The organism is Xenorhabdus cabanillasii, from assembly GCF_003386665.1.
Taxonomy (GTDB): Bacteria; Pseudomonadota; Gammaproteobacteria; order Enterobacterales; family Enterobacteriaceae; genus Xenorhabdus; species Xenorhabdus cabanillasii.
This window is the reverse complement of sequence record NZ_QTUB01000001.1, coordinates 3,394,710-3,419,062: the sequence shown is the minus strand read 5'-3', so window position 1 is coordinate 3,419,062 and position 24,353 is coordinate 3,394,710. Positions and strand designations below refer to the sequence as shown.

The following is a 24,353-nucleotide window of genomic DNA, read 5'->3' as shown; positions in this document are numbered from 1 at the left end:
ATCCTAAAAGGGGGGTACTTAGTTTATTTTTGATATGAGTAATTAAAATTACTGGTGGTTTCTTCATGATTCATGAGATGAATAGTGATGAGCAGCAATCAAATCTGCCTATGTAATTTTTCTAATAAATAGACCGATATTAATGAGCTAAAGTGGCTGGAGATAATAATATCACAAAGTAATAAATCAAAATAAAACATTAATGAAATTATAACTTGGTCACTTTCAGGTTATTTCAGGGCGCTGACAAATACCTTTTAAAATAACGGTATTGCCTTAGTGAAAATGATTTTGTGTAATCGCCATTTCATTTCTCCGAAAAAATGGCGATTATACACAACCATCAACGGGTTGAATACGTGATCCGAAAAATAACAGGAGAGGTTAAATGCCTCTCCTGAATTTATGCTTTGTTAAGGTAATCATACCTACACAGTGTGTTTAGCCAAATCTTTAGGGGTTATTTTCTTGGACACATTGTCTTTATTAATCGATAAGACTATCTTTCCATGTAATCCATCCAATAGACTATCCCCTATCTTTTTTACTGTCAAAATGGCAGCTCTATTTTTAGAGCCAGAAAAGATGGAATCATCTTCATTTTTAAGCCTGTCAATACCCCTTGGAGAATACATATCATTAATCATGACTTCTTTAGATATATCCTCAGGGAAATATAGCTGGCCTACAAAATAGAATTTATCCTCCTGTCTTTTTTGTATATTCGCATTCCTTGCTGATAAATGGATATGTAAAGCTCTTCCCGCATAGAATCCAGGGAAAATGGTGGTGAATCTGACTATGCCTTCTTTATCTGTCCTTTGCGCCCCACGAAGGAATGTGCTTTCATCCGTTCTTGAAATCGTCCCTATACCACCAGATGGAGCTTTAAGATCTGGGTTTATGTATTTCCAACCTGAATACTTTCCCATTGCATTACAATGCCATATATCAATAAAGACATCATCTAAAGGTTTGCAGGTTACAGAATCAATTATTTTCATTGTCAATAAAAGAGGTATTCCTGGTTCATCCTCTGTTATATTCCTTCTCAGTAGTTTGTTATTTATAAAATATGGGCCTGACATTTCCTCTGGGGTCATCTCACAAACGCCTATATTAATATCATCTTCTTTCTTTGGCTGGCTATTTGAAGAGGCGAGAGCGCCTGCTGGAATCAGAGGTAATAATGAAAATACTGCACCAGTAATACTCGCCTGTTTCAGAAAAAGTCTTCTTTCATTTTTCATAAAGTGGCTCCTTATATGTTATTTAATAATATGATTTCATTCAAAGCCAGGTAAAGAGGTCAATACAGGCGCTGAGCGGGTATTAAACTGAAAAAGCCCATCAAGCGCAAGTTGGTGATATATTAAATAATTAGATACATATATTAAATATAGTTTATAGTTTTCACGCTCAATGAAAGTTCCTGTGTCTTTATTGTGCATTTTTTCCGGTCTGGAAAAACAAAGAGTTTTTCGGTTCAACTGCTTAATTCAAACCCGGAGATCCCGGTTAGCCCGCTCCTTATTTCCGCCCATGCCAATGTCACCAGCCTCATTGGAAGCTTTCGCTGTCCGGGGCCGCTGTACATTTTCAGCCAAATGGTCATCACCTTTATCACTAAAGGCAGGGTAATAAAATCATTTAAAAGCAAATAATTATATGGATATTTTGAATAGCTGAATGCTAAAAACCAGTAGGATATAAGGTTAATTACTCCAGTTTAATGAATAAAATTCATAACCACTATCATTTTCCCGGTATTAATCAAAATTTATTAGGGTGTTAATCTTTAGCTACAACATGACGACTGTCTTTTTTCATTAGGGTTAATGGCAGTCATAATTATTAGAGTTAATTGCAGTTATATTATTAAAATTAATGGCAGTTATATTGAATAGCATCCCTTCGTGCCCATTGTTAGAAATTAATATATATCAAAATGATCACGTTGCAACCAGATCACACTGATGGAAAAGAGGGGGTATGAGTAAGATGCTGAAGGATAATTTTACGGCTATTTTTTATCTGATTGTCGTTGCGCATGAGAGAAGTTTCACTCGTGCTGCTGCAAAACTTGGACTCTCACAGTCTGCATTAAGCCATGCCATAAGGAGCCTGGAAGAACGACTGGATATTCGACTACTAGCCAGAACGACCCGCAGCGTGGTGCCCACTGAAGCGGGAGAAATGCTGATTAACAATATCAGCCCCCATTTGAATGAAATTGAAAATGATCTCATCACGCTGACGGATATGCGGGATCGGATTGCGGGTAATATCCGCATTACTCTGGGAGAACATGCGCTTCAGTCTACAGTGTGGCCATTGTTACAGCCTTTTGTGCGTGAATATCCCGATATTCATGTAGAACTGTTTATGGATAACAGTATGACCGATATTATCAGCGGCCGTTTTGATGCGGGAGTACGTCTGGGGACGCTGGTAGCTAAAGATATGGTGGCTGTACGTATTGGCCCGGACTGGAGAGAGTGTGTAGTGGGAGCGCCAGAATATTTTGCTGCTCACGGTAAACCGGAAACGCCGCTCGATTTGCAGCATCACAATTGTATCAATATCCGGCGACCTACCTTAGGGGGTTTATATACCTGGGAATTTTCTAAGGGCGGGCAGCGAACGCGGGTACGGGTCAAAGGTCAGCTGACTTTTAATAATCTGGAGATGCGTATAGAAGCGGCTGCTTTGGGGCTTGGATTATCTATTGTTCCTGAAGACGCTGTAGAAAAAGAAGTTGCTGAGGGGAAGTTAGTTAAAGTTTTAGAGGATTGGTGTGAACCTTTCCCGGGATATTTTCTTTATTATCCGAGTCGAAAACAACATACATCGGCTTTTGTAAAATTAATTGAGGCATTTCGTTATAAAGGTCAAAGTAAAAACGGTATGCAAAAAAGCTGTCTTGAATATCAGGAAACAGGCACATAGTTTTTATTATAAAGCCACTTATTTGTCCGAAATTATAAATGCACGGATATTAATCTAAAATCTGTTGGTATTGATTAACAAAAGAAGGAAAGATTTGGAATTAAAAAAACCTGATGATTTATTTAAAAAAGATTAAGTTTATTAAAGAAAAGAATTTAAGAATTAACAAAATGTAAGCCAATACATTTTGTTAGTAGTTCCACACACTAATCACTCATTAATAATGGGAAAATTTTAATATGTTTAATATGAAAACTACACCGCGTAAATTAGCAATTTTATCTGTTTTGATCTCCTCTGCATTATTATCTGAGACGGCAGCAGCAGCAACTGCCAGCGGTACAACGTTTGTAGATGGAGCGGACACCGGCGGCAGCGGCAAGGAAGAGGTGTACACGAAGACTACAGTAGATACGAAGTTAGGTGAGAAGGCAAATACAGCAGATGTGTACACGAAGGCTGATGCAGATACGAAGTTAGGTGAGAAGGCAAATACAGCAGATGTGTACACGAAGACTGATGCAGATACGAAGTTAGGTGAGAAGGCAAATGCAGCAGATGTGTACACGAAGACTGATGCAGATACGAAGTTAGGTGAGAAGGCAAATGTAGCAGATGTGTACACGAAGGCTGATGCAGATACGAAGTTAGGTGAGAAGGCAAATACAGCAGATGTGTACACGAAGACTGATGCAGATACGAAGTTAGGTGAGAAGGCAAATGCAGCAGATGTGTACACGAAGACTGATGCAGATACGAAGTTAGGTGAGAAGGCAAATGCAGCAGATGTGTACACGAAGACTGATACAGATAAGAGAATAGGAAAAGTGAAAACTGATCTGGAAGGTGCTCTGAAAGATGATGTGAAGAAGAATGTAGAACAATCAGTAGTGAAGGATGTGAAAAAGGATGTGAAAGATGAGCTGAGCGGTGAGCTGAACAAAGGGCTACTTGATGTGCATGGAAAACTGAGCACTGAATCTCAGAACCGTATTTCAGGAGATATAGAAACGTTAGGTAAAGCAAATGGATATACTGATCAACGTTTCAACGAATTACAATCATATACAGACCAAAAAGTTAATTATCTCGATAATAAAATTGACCGAATTGAAAAACGCGCTAATGCTGGTGTTGCCAGCGTAGCAGCAATGAGCAATATTCCTTATAGCAATAATACCGGATTTAGTCTTGGTTTAGGCTTAGGCCAATACAGAAATGGCAGCGCTGTCGCTTTAGGTATTCAGGATAAACTGAATGAAAATGTAAGCCTTAGATTGTCAACCAGCTGGAATAATTCAGGTAGTCCGGTATTTGGGGCGGGTGTTGGTATAAGCTGGTAAGTTTCCTCTTTTGCTTGCTGTAATATAAAGTAAGTAAAAACATGAAGTAAGTACGAGAAATAACAGGAGAGGCATTTAGCCTCTCCTGACTTTTTTCTATTTCCATTGTTCTTGTGTGTGTTGTTTTGGTTACTGTTTTGGCATACCGCTCAACGGACACCACCCGCAATCAGTTTGACTTGATGAATTTTCGGATAGTATCCAGCGATCCTCTTTTGGTGCAGCCACCAGCGCAGGTAATTTGCGTCATGGTGATGTGAATTGAATAACAGGCCAACAACACTGCCGCTGTGAGCAACGTTCAGGCCGTAGATCCCGGTTTTTTCGACCAAATCCCGCAGTTGATCAAAACAAGGTTTTGGCAGTATCGATTGGCTGGCGATGGCGCTTAATGTGCAAGCCTCCCCAAGACAGTCATTGTCATGTCGTTGGATCGCTGTACAAAATTGCCACCATGCCTGCCGGAATAGCGGGGCGTTATCCCGCAATTGTGCGCCGTGATCCTGCTGATGGTATTTTTCTGTCAAAATAGTTTGTGAGCTTTCCAGTAGCAAAATATCAATATCCGGTTGCCAGCCGAAGGGAATCTGAGTCTGGGCGGTGAGATGATCAAACAAAGTCAATTGTTCGAATATCGTACTGTCAGTGGGTTCCAGTCTGACACAGAGTTGCGCTAATTCTTTACTGGTCAGTGACTTGCCTAATAATCTGGCGGTGGCCTGTGCGGTGGCAGCAATATCTGCTGTGCTGCTGGCCATGCCTTTAGCGACTGGAATTGTTGATTGGTGCTCAATACGCAAGCCAGAAGTCAGTTCAGATGGCTCCTGCCAGTAATCCAGCAATAAATTTACCATCTGACGCATACGTGGCCGTTCGTGTGGTACGGGAATACCTTCACTGACAGAAACATAACTGAACCAATTGATTGGGCAAGAGATTAACTTTTCTCCGCCAAACAGCCACCCTTGTATAAGTTCTCCACAGGAGGCAGGACAAGCGGCTTCAGCCATAGGTAAAAACCTGCTGCATGGCTGCGATCAGGCGCTGATTTTCCCACTCACTGCGCACGGCTATGCGATAGTAACGTTCGTCTAATCCTGCATAATTTTTACAATGGCGAATCAATAACCGATGTTTAAGCAAAGCATGCCATAAATCGACATTGGGTTGATTGCAGCGAAAGAACAGAAAATTAGCCGCTGGCGGCCAGACCGTCAGTTCAGGGAAGGTTGAAAGTTGGTTCCACAGATAATATTGCTGCGATTTCAGCCATTGATGGGTTGCAGAAATATAATCATGTTCATCAAACAAAATCTCACCAACCCGCGCAGCAAAGGCATTAATTGACCACGGTTCACGTCGGTTTTTCATCTCTGCAATCCCCGCTGCATTTCCGCTGACTAAATAGCCTAAACGTAACCCTGGGATGGCAAAAAATTTTGTCATTGAACGCAATACATAAAGATGAATAGTGACCGCACATTGAGGTATCAACCCCCGGTTATCAGGCAGAAAATCAATAAAGGATTCATCGACAATCAGCGAGATCCCCTGACTCTCACAATATGCTACCAGCGATTGCATAAACTGGTTATCCGGCATTAATCCGGTGGGATTATTGGGTGTGGCGATAAAAACGCAATCGGGTTTAGTCGCCGCAAGCGTATTGAACAGGCGTAAATCAGGTTGAAATCCGGTTTCTGCTGCTAATGGATAATCGATAATCTCTGTTCCAATTTGCTGCAAGGCCCGTCGGTATTCGGCAAATCCCGGAGTAAGAAGCAAGGCTCGTTTGGGATTGAGATAACGGGCGACGGCATAGATCAGTTCTGTTGCACCATTACCGGCTATTACCTTTGTGTAATCACATTGTTGGGCCTTTGCGATTGCCTGATGCAAATGGCGATATTCCACATCCGGGTACTTTTCGATATCGGCAAGACTATCTTTGATTAACGCTTTAACCCGTGCAGGTGCCCCCAACGGATTGATATTAGCACTGAAATCAATCAGCTCACCGGCTGGCAGGCCATATTGTTGGGCAACGCCAATGATATTGCCTCCATGTTCACTCATGGTATTGCTCTCTCTGCGGGATTCTCCAATGCAGGAAATAGCTCACCGGGTGTCAGATAAGTTGGTGAGAAGGAGAGTGTGTCCGCTAAATTGACGACATCGCCAACCACAATCAGCGCAGGGGCATGCAGTTTTTCCGCTTCCACTTTTGAAGCCAGAGTTTCCAGTGTGCCTGTCACACTCTTTTGTTTGGAATGGCTGGCGTACATGATCACTGCCGCAGGTGTGGCAGGGGATTTGCCATATCGTATTAATTGCTGGCAGATATCCATCAAGCGGGTCATCCCCATTAAAATAATCAATGTTCCTTCCAATTGAGCGAGTATTTCCCAGTTCTGTTGTTCATTGCCTTGAGATGTATGACCTGTCACAACATGGAAACTTGATGCGTAATCGCGGTGGGTGACAGGGATGCCAGCGTAGGCTAATCCACCAATTGAGGAACTGATCCCCGGCACAATTTCAAACTTAATACCATGTTGTGCCAGCACTTCCGCTTCTTCTCCTCCGCGGCCGAAGACATAAGGGTCGCCACCTTTCAGACGGACAACCTGCTTTCCAGCCAGTGCATGTCTTACCAGAATCTGATTAATTTCTTCCTGTGGGATAGGATGATAATCATGTTCTTTTCCAACATTGATAATTTCACAGTGATCTGGTCTCAGGGCAATAAGTTCAGAATTGACGAGACGGTCATGAACAATGACATCCGCAGATTGAATACAGTGTAATCCTTTGACCGTGATTAAACCTGCATCACCTGGGCCTGCACCTACTAACCACACATAACCTTTATTCATTGGATTACCTCTATGAATTTAAAATCTAAATAATCAAAGAAAAAAATATATTTTTCATCAAAACAGTGAGGTTGTGCTTTATATTTTTAAAAAGGTTACTTTATTCTTACCTGTGTTTTTTGTTTATTATTTTATTGATGGTCTTTTCTTGTTCTTAAAAAGTTTGCTATGTCTGTTTTAATTTTTTCATCATTATTATATCAACAGGAGATAGGTAAATTTGATTTATATCAATATTCTTATTTTTAAGTATGAATAATTTTCAAGTTGAAATTGGTTATCTATTGAAAATATTTACCCATATAAAAATAATTTTATTATATTAATGAATTGTATTTTTTTGAATTTAAAATAAATATCATTAAATTCAATATATTATGATCTTTTGTTTGTCTTTTTACTTATTGTTATGTATTATTTTTTATTTTATCTGAACCAAAAATAGTTTTTAAAAACGAGTATTCATGAACAAGATCACAAAAGTAATAAAGAGTGTTTTTATAAAGGTAAAAAATGTGTATTTTGAAAATAAATTTATTTTCCTGTTGTATTGTTGCATGAAACTTGTTTTTTAATCATGGCGTTATTGCATGGCTTATTTATCCAGATTGGAATGAGTTGTTGATTTTCAGACTGTTCATAGAATATTAATTGTTCTGTCAAAAGTGAATTAAAAACCTTTTGTTTGATACATATCAATGATTGAGAATATTAATTGAGGATCCTAATACTCATGCGATTTTAAAACCAATACCAACTTAAAAGCTATACCGACATTAAAAACGATGCCGACTTAAAAATAAGTCCGGTTTTAACACCAATACAGGATTTAAATGTTTTGGGGTAAGCACATGCAACAGAAATATGCTTTTGTCATCGCCGGTACAGGTAGCGGATGTGGTAAAACAACCGTTACGTTGGGCATCATGCGCGCTTTGATGGACCGTTCACTGCGGGTACAGCCGTTCAAAATCGGGCCTGACTATCTGGACGGTGGCTGGCATCGCGCCGTGACAGGAATCATTTCGCGTAATCTTGATGCTTTTATGCTTCCCGAATCTATCCTGAATGGTTTGTTTAGCCAGGCTATGGCCGATAAAGATGTTGCGGTTATTGAAGGAGTCATGGGGTTATACGATGGCTATGGTACAGACCCCAATTATTGCAGTAGTGCGGCGATGGCAAAACAACTTAACTGTCCGGTGATTTTATTGGTGGATGGTAAAGCGGTTTCTACCTCAATTGCCGCTACAGTGATGGGGTTTCAGCAGTTCGACCCGACGGTCAATATTGTGGGAGTGCTGATCAACCGCGTCAATCGGGATAGCCACTTCCAGTTATTAAAACAGGCAATTGAAGGTTATTGCGGTATTCCTGTTTTGGGGCGGCTTCCTGTTATGCCAGAGATTACCCTTCCTTCCCGCCATCTTGGGCTGATCCCTGCACAAGAACAAGACGGTCAGTGTGATGACAAAAATCAGCACGAAGAATGCTGGTCTCGTCTTGCTCAGCAGATTGAAGCCTCGGTGGATTTGGATAAGTTGCTGGCATTAACCCGGCTGTCTTCCTTGCCGAAAGGAAATATCGATTCTCTGGTTGATCCCTCAATGGGACAAGGTTTGACGCTGGCTCTGGCAGAAGATGAGGCATTCAACTTCTATTATCCCGATAACCTGCTGTTATTGGAAAAAGCAGGCGTGACTATCAAACGCTTCAGCCCTCTGCATGATCACCAGTTACCTGAATGCCAGATGATCTATCTGGGTGGAGGATACCCTGAAATTTATGCCCGCACTTTATCTTCCAACTACGCCATGCATACCGCATTACGTCAGGCGCATCAAAAAGGCATTCCCATTTATGCGGAATGCGGTGGTCTGATGTATCTCGGTGATGCCCTGATTGATACAGACGGTGTACGGCATGACATGGTGGGTTTGATTGCCGGTGAAAGCCGGATGGGAGATCACCTGAAACGTTTTGGTTACTGCGAAGCCACCGCAATGTGTGATACGCCTTTAGTAGCAAAGAGAGAAACGCTGCGAGGGCATGAATTCCATTACTCGGATTTTATCACGACTCAGCCGCCTGTTTTTCAATGTATCAAAGGGACATCAAAAGCAGCGCAGAAAAGCTGGCAGGGCGGTTACCAGAACGGCAATACACTGGCGGGTTATCTGCATATCCATTTTGCCCAACGGCCTAATTTGCTCCATCGCTGGCTGATGATGGCACGGAGGCTGTTATGACAGTTTTATTGTGGTTTGCCGCTTTTATTCTGGATATGAAATTGGGTGATCCTCCTCACTGGCCGCATCCCGTGCGCTGGATAGGGCAACTTATCAATCAGACTGAGCAATTTATTCGCCGGTTTTGCCGGACAGAAACCGGCCTGAAATGGGGTGGCGTACTGTTATGGCTGTTAGTCGTGGGGAGCGTCTGGCTGGCGAGTTATTGGGTTTTGCAGTTGGCCTATAGTGTGACGTTTTGGCTAGGATGGTTAGCTGAAATTTGGCTGATTTATACCGTGTTGGCAGCACGCAGCCTGAGTGATGCAGCCAATGCCGTTTATCGGGCCTTGTGTCAGGGGAATTTGAGTGCCAGCCGTGAACAGCTCGCAAAAATTGTCGGCCGGGACACTTCCCAATTGCAACCGCCACAAATTAGCCGTGCTGCGATTGAAACTGTAGCAGAAAACAGCGTGGACGGTGTGATTGCACCATTGTTCTTCTTAATGCTCGGCGGAGCTCCACTTGCTATGGCCTATAAGGCTATCAATACCCTTGATTCAATGGTGGGCTATAAAACGCCCCGTTATCGGGCTCTGGGAATGTTTTCGGCACGTATGGATGATGTGGCGAATTGGCTGCCCGCCCGTTTGGGCTGGTTGCTGCTGGCGATGGCTGCGAAATGGCAGGGTTTAGATTTCCGGCAGGCACTGCATATCGGTTGGCGTGATCGTTATCAGCACAGTAGTCCCAATAGTGGCTGGCCGGAAGCAACTGTGGCAGGGGCATTAGGCATCCGTCTTGGCGGGCCGAGTGTTTACTTTAATCAGCTTGTCGAAAAGCCGTGGATTGGTGATGCAAGGCGCGAGGTCACTCCTGACGATATTCCACAGTCTGTTCAGATGATGATGGTGGCATCAGTAATGGCACTCCTGTTGTTTGCGCTGCTGCATAGTTTAGCCAGTGTGACGGTATAAGGAGAGAGCAACATGAACAATTACATCCGACAACCCCAACAGATTGAACGAAATAGCTTTGATATCATCAGCCGGCTTATTGTCGAGTCGCGTCCTGATTATCACTTTGTCGATGCAGATCAGGAAGCTGTAATCAAACGAGTAATCCATACCACTGCTGATTTTGACTGGCTGGATATTCTCTATTTTTCTCCCGATATTTTGCGTCTTATTCGTGACGGTATATTGCGTGGCTGTACGTTATATACCGATACGACAATGGCGTTATCTGGCATCAATAAAGCCCGGCTGGCTCAGTACGGTAGTGAATGCCGTTGTTATGTCAGTGATCCCCGCACCATTCAAATGGCAAAAGAACAGCAAATCACCCGTTCAATGGCGGCAGTTGATCTGGCCCTGCAAGAACCGGGGGAGAAAATTTTTGTCTTTGGCAACGCCCCGACGGCACTGTTTCGGTTGATGGAACATCGAGTTACGCCCATTGCTGTTGTTGGTGTGCCCGTTGGGTTTGTTGGCGCGGAAGAATCAAAAAATGCCCTTATCAATAGCGGATTAAATTGCATCGCTGCAAAAGGTCGCAAGGGAGGCAGTAATATTGCCGCCGCCATTATCAACGCCATTCTGTACCGGATGCCGGAGGTAAGGCATGAATGAAGTCAGCGATAAATCGAACGATGATAAACCTGCCGATAACCTCGGAACGGTTTGGCACAGAGGAAAACAGTATCGCAAGGGCTACACCACGGGATCTTGTGCCACAGCCGCCGCACGAGTCGCTGCGTTAATGATTTTGCGTCAGCAGATTATTCATCAGATTTCGATTGTCACGCCTTCTGGTGTCACATTGGCCTTGAATGTCGAGCAGCCTTTGATTGAAGGACAGCAGGCGGTTGCCGCTATCCGCAAAGATGGTGGCGATGATGTGGATGCAACCCACGGCATGTTGATTTTTGCCCGTGTTTCCCTGAATGACAGTGGCGTGATCACGCTGGATGGGGGTGAAGGTATCGGCAGAGTAACACGGGCAGGAGTGGGTTTGCCTATTGGTTGGGCGGCTATCAATAAAACGCCACGACATACCATTGAAGAGGGGGTGCGGGAGGCGATCGGGCCGAACCGCGGGGCGGATATCGTCATCTTTGCCCCTGAGGGTGAGGAACGGGCAAAGCAAACCTATAACGACAGATTAGGCATTAAGGGCGGAATCTCGATTATCGGCACAACCGGCATTGTGATGCCGATGTCGGAAGAGAGCTGGAAACGTTCTCTGGCGCTGGAATTAGAGACCAAACGTGCCAGTGGGCTGGATCGCATTATTTTTGTGCCGGGAAATCACGGTGAACGTTTTGTCAGCCAGCAGTTGGGCATTGATGCGAATTATGTCGTCACGATGAGCAATTTTGTCGGTTATATGCTGCAAGAAGCGGTGCGCCTGGAGTTTCGCCATGTGATGCTGGCAGGGCATGTCGGCAAGTTGGTGAAAATTGCCGCCGGTATTTTTCATACCCACAGCCATATTGCAGATGGCCGTATGGAAACGCTGATCGCTAATCTGGCCTTGATGGGAGCACCATTCGAACTGATTCAGGCAGTAGATCAATGTGATACCACCGAAGCAGCTATTGAGCTGATTGCAGAGCAGGGCTGGCAGGCTGTGCATCAACAAATTGCCCGGAAAATCTGCGGGCGTATCGACCAAATGTTGCGTTTCGCCAAAGGCAAGCCGCAGTGCGACGCCATTCTGTTCTCGTTTGATAACCAGGTGTTGGGCTGCAACAGGCCTGTAGCTGAGATAGTGAAAGATTTTATGGAGGGTTGCTGATGATTACTGTTGTGGGTATTGGTCCAGGTGCCACTGCAAACCAAACGTTAGCTGCGTTAGATGCCATCAGGCAGGCAGAAATCCTGGTCGGAGGAAAACGCCATCTTGATGAATTTCCATATTTTGATGGGGAAACCCGCCGTGTGAATGCTGATGTGGATGGATTAATGCAGTGGCTTGAACGGAATCAGCATCGGCAAATTGTTGTGCTGGCTTCGGGCGATCCGCTCTTTTATGGCATTGGTAAGCGAATTACCGAACATTTCTCTGGGTCACGTACCGGCGAGCAAAATGCGGGCAGACAAAATATCCGCATTATCTCTGGTATCAGCTCAATCCAATATTTGTGCGCCCGGATTTTATTAGATATGAACGACATTTATCTCACCAGTAGCCACGGGCGCAAACCGGACTTTGACTGGCTGCTGCAACACGAAAAAATCGCCATGGTAACGGATGACATTATTGGTCCCTGCCAGATTGCACAAGAAATTCTGGCGCGAGGACAACAACGTCGCATGGTGATTGGTAAAAATTTATCCCATGAACATGAGCAAATTATTTGTCTGGCCGCAGAAGAAGTCGTGCAACGCGGCGACATTAATTATGGTCTGAATGTCGTGGTGATTCTGAATGGTGATCCTGATGAAAGATGAACTGTTTTTGCGCGGTCATCGTATCCCAATGACCAAAGAAGTCGTTAGAACGCTGGCGTTAGAACGACTGGAGCTGGAAAAAGCCTTCCGTTTTATCGATGTTGGTGCGGGTACTGGCAGTGTCAGTATTGAAGCGGCACTGCGTTATCCCGCATTGGATATCCTCGCCATTGAGCGCAAAGAAGATGCACTGTCACTCCTTGCTGAAAATATTCAGCATTTTGGCTGCCATAGGATCCGCATCCAGTCTGGGGTTGCTCCTGTGCCATTGGAAAACACTGCGGATGCTATCTTCATCGGCGGAACGGGCGGTCATCTGACCGAAATCATTGATTGGGCGTTATTGCACCTGAATTCCGGTGGACGTTTGGTAATGACTTTTATCCTGCTGGAAAACTTCACGCAAGCATTGTCGCATCTGAAATCTTGTCGGGTAACAGCGCTAGATGGACGTGAAATTCAGGTGGGAGAACTGACGGCATTAGGGCAAGGACATTATTTCAAACCTAACAATCCCACTTATTTGTTGTCCTGTCAGAAAGATTTTGTGCAAGAGGAGCAGGACGATGCCTGAATACATTAATTCTGAATGCCTCAATCCTGAAAATATGGATAGCGTCAGTTTTGATACTGAAAAAGTCTGGTTTGTTGGTGCAGGGCCGGGAGATAAGAGTCTGATTACTTTAAAAGGCTATCAATTATTACGTCAGGCTCACGTAGTGATTTATGCCGGTTCGCTGATCAATCGGGAATTACTGGAGTATTGCCGGGCAGATGCCGAATGTCATGACAGCGCAAAACTGACGTTACCGGAAATCACGGAATTAATGGTGAATGGTGTGAAAGCGGGCAAATTAGTGGTTCGCCTGCAAACGGGAGATTTGTCGCTGTTTGGTTCCATCCGTGAACAGGCTGAAGAACTGGCAAATCACGCTATTGGTTTTGTCTCTGTGCCTGGCGTGAGTTCATTTCTTGGCGCTGCTGCCCAATTGGGAGTGGAATACACCGTGCCCGAAGTCGCACAAAGTTTGATTATTACCCGGATGGAAGGCAGAACCCCGATGCCGCCACGGGAAACGCTGGAATCCTTTGCTGCTCATCAGACTTCAATGGCGATCTTCCTTTCGGTACAGAACATTACCAGGGTTGTTGCGCGATTGATTCAGGGGGGATATGGGCAGGAAACCCCGGTTGCCGTGGTTTACAAAGCAACCTGGCCAGACTGTCAGATTGTGCGTGGGACATTGGAGACAATAGCTGAACAGGTACGCAGCGCCGGCATTCGTAAAACGGCCTTGATTCTGGTGGGGGCTTTTCTTGGAGAAGAGTATCACTATTCGAAACTGTACGATGCGAGGTTCAGCCATGAATACCGTAGCGCCTGACACAATGACAGATAATGCAATAGCATTTGACGCAGACGTAATAGCGCCTAATAAGATGACAATTAACTCCGGGTCATCTGACAAAGAATATGCCTTGTTTTGCCTGACAGAAGGTGGCATCGCGTTAGCTCGTCGTCTGCAATCCTATTTAGCAATGGATTGTTTCACTTCCCCTGAACTGGTAAATACAGATGGCAGATTCATGGCGTTTGACGGCGGTTTTGCCAATACGGTACGCAAAGTCTTCACTCAATATGAAGCGTTGATCATGATTGGTGCGACGGGGATCGCTATTCGGGTTATCGCTCCCTTACTCAAGGATAAAATGACCGATCCGGCAGTTGTCGTGCTGGATGAAAAAGGGCAGTTTGCCATCAGTTTATTATCGGGGCATATGGGAGGCGCGAATAAACTGGCGCAACAGATTGCAGATATTCTTGATGGTCAGGCGGTGATTACCACTGCAACAGATGTCAATCAGGTCGCGGCACTGGATCTGTTATCGCAACAAATTGATGGAAAAATGGAGAATTTCCGTGCCAACGTCAAAACCGTTAATCAAATGCTGGTCAATGGTAAACGGGTAGGAATTTGGTGGCATCCGAATTTGCAGAATGAAAAAAAACGCTATGACACACGCGGGTTCATTCCGGTTGACACTCTGGAAGATCGGCCGGAACTGGATGCTCTGGTATACGTCAGTTATGAACGGACAAATCTGGCGCTGGCAATCCCCACTTTTAAATTAATCCCCCGCCGTATCGTTGCAGGAATGGGTTGCCGGCGGGGAGTTGAAGCTGAACGGCTCACCGAATTATTGGAACGCCATCTGCTGGAACATAACCTTGAACCTTTGGCGTTAAAAGCCGTCGGCAGTATCGAACTGAAAAAAAACGAACCTGCGCTCATCCAATTGACCCAGGAGCGTCAAATTCCATTCCAGACCTTCTCTGTTAATCAGCTTGCCGAGTGTGAACAAGCATTCCCGGTTTCTGAGTTTGTCCGCAAAACGGTGGGCATAGGCTGTGTCTCCCAACCTGTGGCCTGGTTAATGAGCCAGGGGCATCTGGTTGGTCATACCCTGCGTGAGCAGGGCGTCACCATCACATTAGGAGTATTGCATCTATGTTAACTGTCATTGGAATTGGTCCCGGCAGCGAAGCCATGATGACGCAGGAAGCAATTGCTGCATTGAAAGCGGCTGATATCGTGGTCGGTTACAAAACCTACACCCATTTGGTGAAGCCACTGGTAGGCGATAAAGAAATTATCAAAACTGGCATGTGCAAAGAGATTGAACGCTGTCAGACAGCCATTGAGCTGGCCGAACAGGGCAAAAATGTGGCGGTGGTTTGTAGCGGTGATGCGGGTATTTATGGCATGGCTGGTTTGATTCTGGAGTTGGTCAGCCAGCAAAAGCGCAATGTCGAAGTCAGACTGGTAGCAGGCGTGACGGCAAGTACAGCTTGCGCTGCTTTGCTCGGCGCGCCGCTGATGCATGACTTTTGTCATATCAGCCTGAGCGATCTGCTGACACCGTGGGAATTGATTGAGAAACGGGTAAGGGCTGCGGCAGAAGCTGATTTTGTAGTCTGTTTTTATAATCCGCGCAGCCGTGGGCGGGAAGAACATCTGGCACGGGCATTTTCTATGATGGCTCCGTGGAAATCGGCGGAAACCCCCGTGGGTGTGGTGAAAGCGGCAGGACGCAAACATGAAGATAAGTGGCTGACAACTTTTGGTTCAATGGATTTTACCCGTGTTGATATGCGCAGTCTGGTGATAGTGGGCAATCAGTCAACTTATATACGTGATGGGCTGATGATCACGCCGAGAGGGTACAAGTTATGAAACGGCCACTGATCCAAATTTTTGGCGGCACAAGCGATGCCCGCCAGATTTGCCTGATGATGGATACTGCCGGCATAGATTATTGCCTGTCGGTGGCCACACCCGCCGGGGCACAGCAGGCGACGGGGATTAGTGGTGAAATTGTTACCGGCAGGATGGAAACCGAAGTTATGGCTGAGTATCTGCAACAGCGCGGGATAAAAATGGTCATTGATGCGTCCCATCCTTACGCCGAACGATTAAGTCAAAACATTGTCAGCGCCTGCCAAAAATTGGAGCTCCCTCTTATTCGTTATATCCGCCCTAGTGATATTGATGCTGTTGAACATCCTCTCATCTATAAAGTGGCAACTATTGAGCAGGCATGTGAAGTAGCAGTCAATTTGGGAACGCGTATTTTGCTGACAACGGGCAGTAAACAATTGGCTGATTATTTGTCTCACCTGAAAGGAAAAACGGTGCTGGCCCGTGTCTTGCCGACAGCAGACGTTTTGGCAATGTGCGAATCTTGTGGCTTATCGGTTGATCAGATCTTTGCCCTGAAAGGCCCATTCAGTGCTGATTTTAACCGGTCATTTTACCAATTTTGTCAGGCGGAGGTTGTGATAACCAAAGAGTCTGGTGATCAGGGTGGTTTCATGGAGAAAGTGGAGCCATGTCTTTCTCTTGGGCTGCCCTGCATTGTGCTCTGTCGTCCAAAGCAGCAATTTGCAGGTGAGGGGATCACGCAGGTCAATGGATTGGAAGAGATGGGGCAATTATTGGCGAATTTTCCCATGTAAGTAGACCTATGTGTAAATAAACCAATAAGGAAAAGCGAAATGAAAAAGGCATTATTGGTGATAAGTTTCGGAACCAGTTATCCCGAAACATTGAAAAACAACATTGAAGCCTGTGAGCAACAGTTGGCATCAGTGTTTCCAGACAGGGATCTATTTCGGGCATTTACTTCTGGCATGATCATTCGAAAATTGCGCCAGCGCGATAGCATTTATATTGATACTCCCCATGATGCGCTGACCAGATTGCATCACGCAGGTTATAACGATGTTGCCGTTCAATGCCTGCATATCATTAATGGCGATGAGTATGAAAAAGTACTGCGTGAAGTTGAAAAATTTCGCCCTCGTTTTAAGCGCCTGGTGTTGGGTACACCGTTACTCAGCCATTTTGATGACTACCTGCAATTAATGCAGGCACTGCGCCATCAGCTTCCTTTACTGGCAACGAATGAATGTGTCGTCTTTATGGGACACGGTACAGCGCACCACGCTTTTTCTGCCTATGCCTGTCTTGATCACCTGATGAACCATTACCATTTTCCGGCGCGGGTAGGCGCGGTTGAAAGCTATCCCGAACTTCCTTTGGTCATAAAAGGATTAAAAGCGCAAAAAATCCGTAAGGTTTATTTGATGCCATTGATGCTGGTGGCAGGAGATCATGCCATCAATGATATGGCTTCAGATGAAGAAGATTCCTGGAAATCACAGTTAGAGCGGGCAGGAATAACCGCAATCCCCAAGCTACAGGGATTGGGAGAAAACCCGATGATTCGGCAGATGTTTGTCGAACACCTTGCTGATGCGTTGAATGATCGGGAGAAAATCTCATGAATGAACAAGCAAAGGATAAAAAGGATAAAAAAGCAGGAAAACTGTCTGTGATAGGTGTTGGTCCGGGAGCCAGTGATCTGATTACTGTACGGGCAGCACGTATTCTTTCTGAATTGGATGTGATTTATACCCCAACGGGAAAGAAAGGAGCCAAAAGCGTTGCTCATTCCATTATCGAAGAATACCTTTCGCCGAAAACCGAAATTTTCACTTACCACTTTCTAATGAAAGCCGATATGGCAGCAAAAAGAGCAGTGTGGGACGAAGTAGCACAAGCCTTAAAAGAGGAAGTGGCGAATGGCAGAAAAATCGGTTTTATCACTTTGGGCGATCCGATGCTGTTCAGTACATGGGTATTTCTTTTACAGCGGCTGGTATCGGAGCAAAAAAATCCTGCTTCGTGGCTGGAAATCGTGCCCGGGATCACTTCATTTTCTGCCATTGCCGCAGCCAGTATGATGCCTCTGGCAATGGAAGATCAAACATTAGCTGTTATTTCCTGTACCGCTTCTGAAGCAGTTCTGGAGCAAGCATTGCTCAATCACGATTGCCTTGTCCTGATGAAAGTCTATTCGCGTTTTCCCCTGATCCGTGATCTGTTACAACGTCACAATCTCTTAGAACATGCACTGATGATGGCTGACGCCACTTTGCCGACTGAGCAATGTTGGCGCGATCTCACCACATTGTCTCTCAGTGAAAAAGAATGCAGACAAGAATTATCTTATTTTTCAACGATTTTTGTTAATAAAAACTGGCAATTATCGAGGTGAGTTATGCAACAGAAACTGACGAGATTTTCGTTACTTGGTGCAATTATCGCACTGTTTTTGGTGATGGCACCGCAAGAAGTTTTTGCTATGCATGTCATGGAGGGTTTTTTACCTCCAATGTGGGCTGTGGCATGGTGGCTGGCTTTCCTGCCTTTTCTGGCGGCAGGGCTGGTAAGGTTACGCCAGATTGTACAGGAGGAGAGCAACCAGAAAGTCTTGCTGGCACTGTGTGGCGCATTTATTTTTGTTCTTTCTGCCTTAAAAATCCCTTCTGTCACCGGAAGCTGCTCACATCCAACCGGTGTGGCACTGGCAGTGATTTTGTTTGGCCCTTCCGTTGTGGCAGTACTTGGCGCGATTGTGCTGCTGTTTCAGGCTTTATTGCTGGCGCACGGTGGTATCACCACGTTAGGTGCTAACGGTATGTCAATGGCGGTAATTGGCCCATTAGCAGGATATTTGATATGGCGTTTCTCCGGCAAAATGGGAGTGCGCAAAGATGTCGGTGTCTTTTTCTGTGCCTTTGTCGCCGATATTGTCACTTATGCTGTCACTTCCATTCAGTTAGGTGTTGCTTTCCCTGATCCACAACTGGGCATGGGAGCGGCAATCCTTAAATTCATGGGCATTTTCTGTATGACCCAACTTCCTATCGCAGTGGCTGAAGGGTTACTGACGGTACTGATTTATGACCAACTCGTAAAAAGACAATTAATTCAGGCTCGCAGTTTCTAGACGCCGTCAATGAGCAGGAGTGTGAAAAATGAAAAAAACATTGATATTACTGGCCCTTGTTGCGGCATTGTGCATCATCCCATTTTTTATTGAACATGGTGGCGAGTTCGGAGGGGCAGATGGTCAGGCAGAAGCCCAAATCATGGAAATAGCACCAGATTATACGCCGTGGTTTAAATCCTTATACAAACCTGCCAGTGGTGAAATTGAAAGCCTGCTGTTTACCTTACAGGGAAGTTTGGGTACAGCCGTGATTTTCTACATTTTTGGCTATTATCACCGTAAACGGAAAGAACATGATCGGAATAGATAAGCTCAGCTACCAGAGCCGTTGGTGTGATAAAGATCCCAGGGCGAAATTCGCCCTGTATCTCCTGTTTATGACCCTGGCAATGGTACTTTCTCCGCTATGGCAAGCTGTGTTGTTGATTGGTCTTGCCTTATTGACTTGCTATCTGCTGCGGATCAGTTTGCTGCGTTACCTGAAATGGCTGTTAATCCCCGTCGGATTTCTGGCATTCGGCTTGGTTGCCATTGTGTTGTCCGCAGGCACTCAGCCGGAGAGTCTGCTATGGGGATTCCAGGCTGGACAGTACTGGTTCGGCATTGATCCGCAAGGCGTCCAGATAGCTAACCAAACTCTCTGGCGTAGCCTTGCTGCATTATCTGCAACATTTTGGTTCATGATGAACATGCCCTTTGAGCAGATGATCAAGTTACTTAAATTTTGCCGCGTTCCTCATCTGCTGATTGAACAAATCCTTCTGACGTGGCGCTTTATTTTTATCTTTTTGGAGGAAGCAGTAGCGATTCATCATGCGCAATCACTGCGATTCGGTTATCGCTCTTTGCGAACAGGTTACCGATCACTGGCAATGTTAATCAGCATGTTGTTTGCGCGGGTGATGAGTCGTTATCAGCAAATGAGTGTGGCATTGGAACTTAAGTTATATCAGGGTGATTTTCATTTATGAATGATGAGCATGAATTATATGAATGATGGGCATGAATTGAAGATATAAGAGGTGAGAAACATAGGGTGGAAGTTGGAAAACATGGATTGAAAAAACAGGAGAGGACAATATGTTAGAAACTCGGTCACTGTATTTCAGTTATCAGGACGAACCCATCTTGAAAGGTTTGACGCTTGATTTTAATCGCCATCAAGTCACGGGAATTATCGGAGCGAATGGGTGTGGTAAATCAACCTTACTCATGAATCTTTCCGGTATCTTACGTCCACAAAAAGGGGCGGTCTGGTGGAATAACGCTCCTTTGGATTACAGCAAAAAAGGGTTGATGGATTTGCGCCAGCGGGTTGTCACCGTGTTTCAGGACCCTGACCAGCAAATCTTTTATACCGATATCGAAAGCGATCTTGCTTTTAGTTTACGTAATCTGGGTATTGATGAAACTGAGATACAGCGCAGGATTGAATATGCGCTGACACGAGTAGATGCGCATACTTTTCGCAATAAACCGATTCAATATCTAAGTTTTGGTCAGAAAAAACGAGTGGCCATTGCAGGGGCGCTGGTCATGGAGTTTGATTACTTATTGCTGGATGAACCAACAGCGGGACTTGATCCCGCTGGTCGTCAACAAATGTTAGACATTATCAATACGATTGCTGCTGAGGGAAAACGGATCATTATTTCCAGTCACGACATAGACTTAATCTACCAGATTTGTGATGGTTTATATGTGCTGGCAAATGGGAAGATGATAAGTTCCGGCAAGCCTGAGACGGTATTACTACAAAAAACACAGCTTGAACAAGCGGGATTGGCACAACCGTGGCTGGTGAAAGTACACACTGAAGGCGGATTGCCTCTGTGCAAGACCGAGCAGGAACTTTTCTCTATCATTGCGAAGCAAATTACCGCGAAACAAGTCACCGTAGAACAGTCACCTTAGAATAAGGGAGAAAACAGAATGACATTATCGCTGATGGTTCAGGGCACGGCATCGGATGTAGGCAAAAGTGTACTGGTAGCAGGATTTTGCCGGATATTTTCACAGGATGGTTATCGTTGTGCTCCCTTTAAATCCCAGAATATGGCGCTTAATTCCGGGATTACCGCAGATGGCAAAGAGATGGGACGAGCGCAGATATTTCAGGCGGAAGCAGCCGGAATTGCGCCGGATGTGCGTATGAATCCGGTATTGTTGAAACCTACCAGCGATCGCAAGGCTCAGGTGATTTTTATGGGGAAAGTCATGTGCAGCATGAACGCGGTGGAATATCACGAGCATAAGCCCCGATTGCTTCAGCAGATTTTGATGGCATATAACGGGTTAGCAGTGGAAACGGATATCATCGTGTTAGAAGGGGCGGGCAGTCCGGCAGAGATCAATCTGCGTGATCGCGATATCGTCAATATGGGCATGGCCGAATTAGTGGATGCCCCTGTCATTTTGGTGGCAGACATTGATCGTGGCGGTGTATTTGCATCCATCTACGGCACATTGGCTTTGCTTAAACCGGAGGAAAAAGTCCGCATCAAGGGTGTCATCATCAATAAATTTCGCGGTGATATATCTTTGTTGCAATCAGGAATTGAACAGATTGAAGCCTTAACACAAGTACCAATATTGGGAGTATTGCCGTGGCTGGAACTTGATCTGGAAGATGAAGACAGCGTCGCTTTGCAGGTGGGTAAATATGACCAACAGAAGCGAAAAACCGCAGATTGTCTGGATATTGTTGTCATCCAATACCCTCATATTGCTAATTTCACCGATTTCAATGCGCTGGCGGCTCAGCCGGATGTGCATTTGCGTTATGTCTCCGATCCTTCTGAACTTCAGGGCGCCGATCTCATTATTCTGCCCGGTAGCAAGAATACGTTAGGAGATTTGACCTGGTTGAAAACTCAGGGCTTTGAGCAGGCAATTATCACAGCACAGCAGAAAAACGTGCCGATTATCGGGATCTGTGGGGGCTATCAAATATTGGGTAAACAGATTGTGGATGGAGTGGAATCCGGCTTAACCCAAATGGCAGGTTTAGGTTTATTGGATACTGAAACAGAATTTAGTAGCGAAAAACAGACCGCACAGGTCAGGGGAGTTGTGTCACCTGTGTTATCAGGCATGCTGAAATTATGCAGCGAACAACCTATTGTGGGTTATGAGATCCATATGGGAACCACCCGGCTTGGTAAGCAGGCAATGCCTTTCGCCAAAATGCATTTACACAATGGTGAAGAAAAAACGTGGTTTGACGGAGCTGTTACACAGGATGGTCTGGTAATGGGAAGTTACCTGCATGGTTTATTTGATCAAAACACGTTTACCCGCCCGTTATTAAATCAACTGCGCATAAGAAAAGGTTACTCTCCACTAGAAAATATGGCTTTTAATTACCGCCAGCACAAAGAAAAACAATTTAATATATTGGCTGCCAGTATGCGTGAGCATCTGGATATCGCGCGGATTTACCAGTTAATGCATGGACACAAATCCAGTGAAGTCATGCCATGACGTTGACGGTAATAAACAAAGCCAACAAAGAGAGGATAATCAGATGCGATTGTTTCTTGTTCGACATGGGCAGACACAAGCCAATATTGATGGTGTCTTTTGTGGCAAAACCGACTTACCTTTAACTGAAATTGGGATACAGCAGGGACAGCAAGTCGCTGATGCACTGAAAAACATCACTTTTCAATCTATGCACTGTAGTGAAATGCAAAGGGCACAACAAACAGCCCAAATTATTGCGCAATCAAATACATCTGAATTAACCATACAAAGTGAGTACCGTCTCAATGAGTTGGATTTTGGAGCATGGGAACTGCGTCATCACACAGATATTGCCGAAGAAGATCCACAGGCCTGGTTACATTGGTTGGCAGATTGGCAAAATGGTTGTCCAACCGGGGGAGAGCCATTCCGGCATTTTTCAGCGCGGGTAGAGGAATACACTGAGGAGCTGCATTCTGCTATTTCTTGTTCTGATACTGCCCGGAAAAATCAACTAATAATTGCCCATCAAGGGGTTTTAGGCGTGATGATAACCAAATTACTAAAACTACCTGTCACTGCTATGTGGTCTTTTCCCTTCCAGCAGGGAGCTTACAGTGTTGTCAATAACTATGCAGGATTTGCTACTTTGCAAGCGTTTAATGCCCGGACAGAATGCTGGCTGGATAAGCATAACACGACAAACATTGATTGAACTTGAGCGTTGAATTGTGCCGGGAGGTTTGATTGCAGATTAGCTCCTGTTTATGCCCAACAATTATTAACCAATAATTAACAAAATATCACTTTTTATTCACATCGATATTTTCTGAGTGTAATTTATTCAGAGCGGAAAACTAAAAATACCATGTATGAATAGATAGCAGCGTATTCTGTACACTCAGTGAGGTTATTAATGAAAAAGGTCAATATATTAATCGCAATATTAGGCGTTTTGGGATTGATAACACAAGCCCAAGCAAAAGTTGGGTATGGTATAAGCCAAACAGAAACTACACCACATCTTATACTCGGAGAGAAAGATAATGAGCCGGCTATTGGTATCTCTCTCCCCATCGTAAAAAATAAACTCTTTACTGCATCTAAACTGAAAAGACTGGCTAAACGCGACAATAATGGCATCTATGATTTCAAACTGGAGAACCTTCCCGGTATTGAGAATCAGTATATTGATGTTGCTCAAGTCCCCAATGAGGAGGTTTACTTCGGTGAATGGGCACAAAAAACGCCAGATAAATCAGATAAGACCCACACTGTTTTTTATACAGGCAAAGATGTTACAACCAATATGCCAAAAGGCGGTACTGCAATCTATAATGTGAAAGGCCTGAACCAATATAATGGCCATAACCTCCTCTCCGGTCGGCTAGTCGCTGATTTTGATGCCCAAAAACTAAATGGTTCACTCAGCAATAATTCTCTCAATATAGGTATTGATGCCAATATCAATCAGGATGCCGGGTTTTCAGGCAAAGCCACAGCCAATGGAAATATTAATGGTGTCACTGATGGGAAATTCTACGGTGATTCTGCCTCCGCTTTAGCGGGATATGCCAAATTTGATAGCGACAGAAGCAAAGATACTGCTTTTGGCGGTAACAGACAGTAGCTGCTAATTTCACAAAGATAACAGTGCCATTTTGACACTGTTATCTT

General features: G+C 44.7%; 25 protein-coding genes. 21 read left to right on the top strand and 4 right to left on the bottom strand.

Going from position 1 to position 24,353, the window contains the following annotated elements:
• Positions 1–428: 428 nt before the first annotated feature.
• Positions 429–1,250: an intradiol ring-cleavage dioxygenase gene (locus tag BDD26_RS15495; RefSeq protein ID WP_038268410.1), complete on the bottom strand. Its 822-nt coding sequence runs from the start codon at positions 1,248–1,250 to the stop codon at positions 429–431.
• Between the two features lie 751 nt (positions 1,251–2,001).
• Here BDD26_RS15495 and BDD26_RS15485 point away from each other — a divergent pair.
• Both BDD26_RS15485 and BDD26_RS15480 read left to right on the top strand, forming a co-directional pair.
• A complete protein-coding gene (locus BDD26_RS15485) occupies positions 2,002–2,949 on the top strand; it encodes a LysR family transcriptional regulator (RefSeq protein ID WP_115827048.1) in 948 nt (315 codons plus the stop codon).
• Positions 2,950–3,188: 239 nt separating this feature from the next.
• Complete coding sequence (locus BDD26_RS15480; protein ID WP_115827047.1) at positions 3,189–4,292, top strand: YadA-like family protein; 1,104 nt, start codon at positions 3,189–3,191, stop codon at positions 4,290–4,292.
• 149 nt (positions 4,293–4,441) lie between these two features.
• Here the strand turns inward: BDD26_RS15480 and BDD26_RS15475 are convergent, their stop codons facing one another.
• From BDD26_RS15475 to cobA, 3 genes are read right to left on the bottom strand one after another with little or no spacing between them, the layout of a single operon-like run.
• Positions 4,442–5,302, bottom strand: a complete 861-nt coding sequence (locus tag BDD26_RS15475; protein WP_115827046.1) for a GHMP family kinase ATP-binding protein — start codon at positions 5,300–5,302, stop codon at positions 4,442–4,444.
• Entirely contained in the window at positions 5,295–6,368 is a 1,074-nt protein-coding gene (gene cobD / locus BDD26_RS15470; RefSeq protein WP_115827045.1) for a threonine-phosphate decarboxylase CobD, read from the bottom strand. The genes BDD26_RS15475 and cobD overlap by 8 nt, the downstream gene beginning before the upstream one ends.
• Positions 6,365–7,168, bottom strand: a complete 804-nt coding sequence (cobA, locus tag BDD26_RS15465; RefSeq protein WP_038268419.1) for a uroporphyrinogen-III C-methyltransferase — start codon at positions 7,166–7,168, stop codon at positions 6,365–6,367. The genes cobD and cobA overlap by 4 nt, the downstream gene beginning before the upstream one ends.
• Positions 7,169–8,019: 851 nt before the next feature.
• Here cobA and BDD26_RS15460 point away from each other — a divergent pair.
• The 19 genes from BDD26_RS15460 (at position 8,020) to BDD26_RS15370 (ending at position 24,306) form a co-directional block, all read left to right on the top strand.
• A complete protein-coding gene (locus tag BDD26_RS15460) occupies positions 8,020–9,417 on the top strand; it encodes a cobyrinic acid a,c-diamide synthase CobB (protein WP_038268485.1) in 1,398 nt (465 codons plus the stop codon).
• The gene (gene cbiB, locus BDD26_RS15455; protein WP_115827044.1) at positions 9,414–10,373 is read left to right on the top strand and encodes an adenosylcobinamide-phosphate synthase CbiB; all 960 of its coding nucleotides are present in this window, start codon (positions 9,414–9,416) and stop codon (positions 10,371–10,373) included. The genes BDD26_RS15460 and cbiB overlap by 4 nt, the downstream gene beginning before the upstream one ends.
• A gap of 12 nt (positions 10,374–10,385) precedes the next feature.
• Positions 10,386–11,027 (top strand): cobalt-precorrin-8 methylmutase, encoded by a 642-nt coding sequence (locus BDD26_RS15450; protein WP_115827043.1) that lies wholly within the window; start codon positions 10,386–10,388, stop codon positions 11,025–11,027.
• Positions 11,020–12,195: a cobalt-precorrin-5B (C(1))-methyltransferase CbiD gene (gene cbiD, locus BDD26_RS15445; protein ID WP_115827042.1), complete on the top strand. Its 1,176-nt coding sequence runs from the start codon at positions 11,020–11,022 to the stop codon at positions 12,193–12,195. Before BDD26_RS15450 ends, cbiD begins: the two co-directional genes overlap by 8 nt.
• Complete coding sequence (locus tag BDD26_RS15440; RefSeq protein ID WP_115827041.1) at positions 12,195–12,851, top strand: cobalt-precorrin-7 (C(5))-methyltransferase; 657 nt, start codon at positions 12,195–12,197, stop codon at positions 12,849–12,851. The genes cbiD and BDD26_RS15440 overlap by 1 nt, the downstream gene beginning before the upstream one ends.
• On the top strand, positions 12,841–13,425 hold the full coding sequence (locus tag BDD26_RS15435) for a decarboxylating cobalt-precorrin-6B (C(15))-methyltransferase (RefSeq protein ID WP_115827040.1): 585 nt from the start codon (positions 12,841–12,843) through the stop codon (positions 13,423–13,425). The genes BDD26_RS15440 and BDD26_RS15435 overlap by 11 nt, the downstream gene beginning before the upstream one ends.
• A 34-nt stretch (positions 13,426–13,459) precedes the next feature.
• A complete protein-coding gene (locus BDD26_RS15430) occupies positions 13,460–14,236 on the top strand; it encodes a cobalt-precorrin-4 methyltransferase (protein WP_038268486.1) in 777 nt (258 codons plus the stop codon).
• Between the two features lie 55 nt (positions 14,237–14,291).
• Positions 14,292–15,368, top strand: a complete 1,077-nt coding sequence (gene cbiG / locus BDD26_RS15425; protein ID WP_115827573.1) for a cobalt-precorrin 5A hydrolase — start codon at positions 14,292–14,294, stop codon at positions 15,366–15,368.
• Entirely contained in the window at positions 15,362–16,087 is a 726-nt protein-coding gene (locus BDD26_RS15420) for a precorrin-3B C(17)-methyltransferase (protein WP_038268434.1), read from the top strand. Before cbiG ends, BDD26_RS15420 begins: the two co-directional genes overlap by 7 nt.
• A complete protein-coding gene (locus tag BDD26_RS15415; RefSeq protein WP_115827039.1) occupies positions 16,084–16,869 on the top strand; it encodes a cobalt-precorrin-6A reductase in 786 nt (261 codons plus the stop codon). Before BDD26_RS15420 ends, BDD26_RS15415 begins: the two co-directional genes overlap by 4 nt.
• Positions 16,870–16,908: 39 nt before the next feature.
• Positions 16,909–17,700, top strand: coding sequence for a sirohydrochlorin cobaltochelatase (gene cbiK / locus BDD26_RS15410; protein ID WP_115827038.1), 792 nt, complete (start codon positions 16,909–16,911; stop codon positions 17,698–17,700).
• Positions 17,697–18,473 (top strand): cobalt-factor II C(20)-methyltransferase, encoded by a 777-nt coding sequence (locus BDD26_RS15405; RefSeq protein ID WP_115827037.1) that lies wholly within the window; start codon positions 17,697–17,699, stop codon positions 18,471–18,473. The genes cbiK and BDD26_RS15405 overlap by 4 nt, the downstream gene beginning before the upstream one ends.
• Before the next feature lie 3 nt (positions 18,474–18,476).
• The gene (locus tag BDD26_RS15400; RefSeq protein ID WP_115827036.1) at positions 18,477–19,208 is read left to right on the top strand and encodes an energy-coupling factor ABC transporter permease; all 732 of its coding nucleotides are present in this window, start codon (positions 18,477–18,479) and stop codon (positions 19,206–19,208) included.
• A 28-nt stretch (positions 19,209–19,236) separates the two neighbouring features.
• Entirely contained in the window at positions 19,237–19,521 is a 285-nt protein-coding gene (locus tag BDD26_RS15395; RefSeq protein ID WP_038268444.1) for an energy-coupling factor ABC transporter substrate-binding protein, read from the top strand.
• The gene (locus BDD26_RS15390; protein WP_038268446.1) at positions 19,505–20,182 is read left to right on the top strand and encodes an energy-coupling factor ABC transporter transmembrane protein; all 678 of its coding nucleotides are present in this window, start codon (positions 19,505–19,507) and stop codon (positions 20,180–20,182) included. The genes BDD26_RS15395 and BDD26_RS15390 overlap by 17 nt, the downstream gene beginning before the upstream one ends.
• Before the next feature lie 109 nt (positions 20,183–20,291).
• Positions 20,292–21,125: an ATP-binding cassette domain-containing protein gene (locus tag BDD26_RS15385; protein WP_038268448.1), complete on the top strand. Its 834-nt coding sequence runs from the start codon at positions 20,292–20,294 to the stop codon at positions 21,123–21,125.
• An 18-nt stretch (positions 21,126–21,143) separates the two neighbouring features.
• On the top strand, positions 21,144–22,694 hold the full coding sequence (locus BDD26_RS15380) for a cobyric acid synthase (RefSeq protein WP_115827035.1): 1,551 nt from the start codon (positions 21,144–21,146) through the stop codon (positions 22,692–22,694).
• Positions 22,695–22,737: 43 nt separating this feature from the next.
• A complete protein-coding gene (locus BDD26_RS15375; protein ID WP_038268452.1) occupies positions 22,738–23,391 on the top strand; it encodes an adenosylcobalamin/alpha-ribazole phosphatase in 654 nt (217 codons plus the stop codon).
• 201 nt (positions 23,392–23,592) lie between these two features.
• Positions 23,593–24,306, top strand: coding sequence for a Slam-dependent surface lipoprotein (locus tag BDD26_RS15370; RefSeq protein ID WP_038268454.1), 714 nt, complete (start codon positions 23,593–23,595; stop codon positions 24,304–24,306).
• Positions 24,307–24,353 lie beyond the last annotated feature (47 nt).

Coding starts and splice junctions, on each gene's coding strand:
- BDD26_RS15495 (WP_038268410.1), bottom strand. CDS start 1,250: ATGAAAAATGAAAGAAGACTTTTTCTGAAACAGGCGAGTATTACTGGT.
- BDD26_RS15485 (WP_115827048.1), top strand. CDS start 2,002: ATGCTGAAGGATAATTTTACGGCTATTTTTTATCTGATTGTCGTTGCG.
- BDD26_RS15480 (WP_115827047.1), top strand. CDS start 3,189: ATGTTTAATATGAAAACTACACCGCGTAAATTAGCAATTTTATCTGTT.
- BDD26_RS15475 (WP_115827046.1), bottom strand. CDS start 5,302: ATGGCTGAAGCCGCTTGTCCTGCCTCCTGTGGAGAACTTATACAAGGG.
- cobD (WP_115827045.1), bottom strand. CDS start 6,368: ATGAGTGAACATGGAGGCAATATCATTGGCGTTGCCCAACAATATGGC.
- cobA (WP_038268419.1), bottom strand. CDS start 7,168: ATGAATAAAGGTTATGTGTGGTTAGTAGGTGCAGGCCCAGGTGATGCA.
- BDD26_RS15460 (WP_038268485.1), top strand. CDS start 8,020: ATGCAACAGAAATATGCTTTTGTCATCGCCGGTACAGGTAGCGGATGT.
- cbiB (WP_115827044.1), top strand. CDS start 9,414: ATGACAGTTTTATTGTGGTTTGCCGCTTTTATTCTGGATATGAAATTG.
- BDD26_RS15450 (WP_115827043.1), top strand. CDS start 10,386: ATGAACAATTACATCCGACAACCCCAACAGATTGAACGAAATAGCTTT.
- cbiD (WP_115827042.1), top strand. CDS start 11,020: ATGAATGAAGTCAGCGATAAATCGAACGATGATAAACCTGCCGATAAC.
- BDD26_RS15440 (WP_115827041.1), top strand. CDS start 12,195: ATGATTACTGTTGTGGGTATTGGTCCAGGTGCCACTGCAAACCAAACG.
- BDD26_RS15435 (WP_115827040.1), top strand. CDS start 12,841: ATGAAAGATGAACTGTTTTTGCGCGGTCATCGTATCCCAATGACCAAA.
- BDD26_RS15430 (WP_038268486.1), top strand. CDS start 13,460: ATGGATAGCGTCAGTTTTGATACTGAAAAAGTCTGGTTTGTTGGTGCA.
- cbiG (WP_115827573.1), top strand. CDS start 14,292: ATGACAATTAACTCCGGGTCATCTGACAAAGAATATGCCTTGTTTTGC.
- BDD26_RS15420 (WP_038268434.1), top strand. CDS start 15,362: ATGTTAACTGTCATTGGAATTGGTCCCGGCAGCGAAGCCATGATGACG.
- BDD26_RS15415 (WP_115827039.1), top strand. CDS start 16,084: ATGAAACGGCCACTGATCCAAATTTTTGGCGGCACAAGCGATGCCCGC.
- cbiK (WP_115827038.1), top strand. CDS start 16,909: ATGAAAAAGGCATTATTGGTGATAAGTTTCGGAACCAGTTATCCCGAA.
- BDD26_RS15405 (WP_115827037.1), top strand. CDS start 17,697: ATGAATGAACAAGCAAAGGATAAAAAGGATAAAAAAGCAGGAAAACTG.
- BDD26_RS15400 (WP_115827036.1), top strand. CDS start 18,477: ATGCAACAGAAACTGACGAGATTTTCGTTACTTGGTGCAATTATCGCA.
- BDD26_RS15395 (WP_038268444.1), top strand. CDS start 19,237: ATGAAAAAAACATTGATATTACTGGCCCTTGTTGCGGCATTGTGCATC.
- BDD26_RS15390 (WP_038268446.1), top strand. CDS start 19,505: ATGATCGGAATAGATAAGCTCAGCTACCAGAGCCGTTGGTGTGATAAA.
- BDD26_RS15385 (WP_038268448.1), top strand. CDS start 20,292: ATGTTAGAAACTCGGTCACTGTATTTCAGTTATCAGGACGAACCCATC.
- BDD26_RS15380 (WP_115827035.1), top strand. CDS start 21,144: ATGACATTATCGCTGATGGTTCAGGGCACGGCATCGGATGTAGGCAAA.
- BDD26_RS15375 (WP_038268452.1), top strand. CDS start 22,738: ATGCGATTGTTTCTTGTTCGACATGGGCAGACACAAGCCAATATTGAT.
- BDD26_RS15370 (WP_038268454.1), top strand. CDS start 23,593: ATGAAAAAGGTCAATATATTAATCGCAATATTAGGCGTTTTGGGATTG.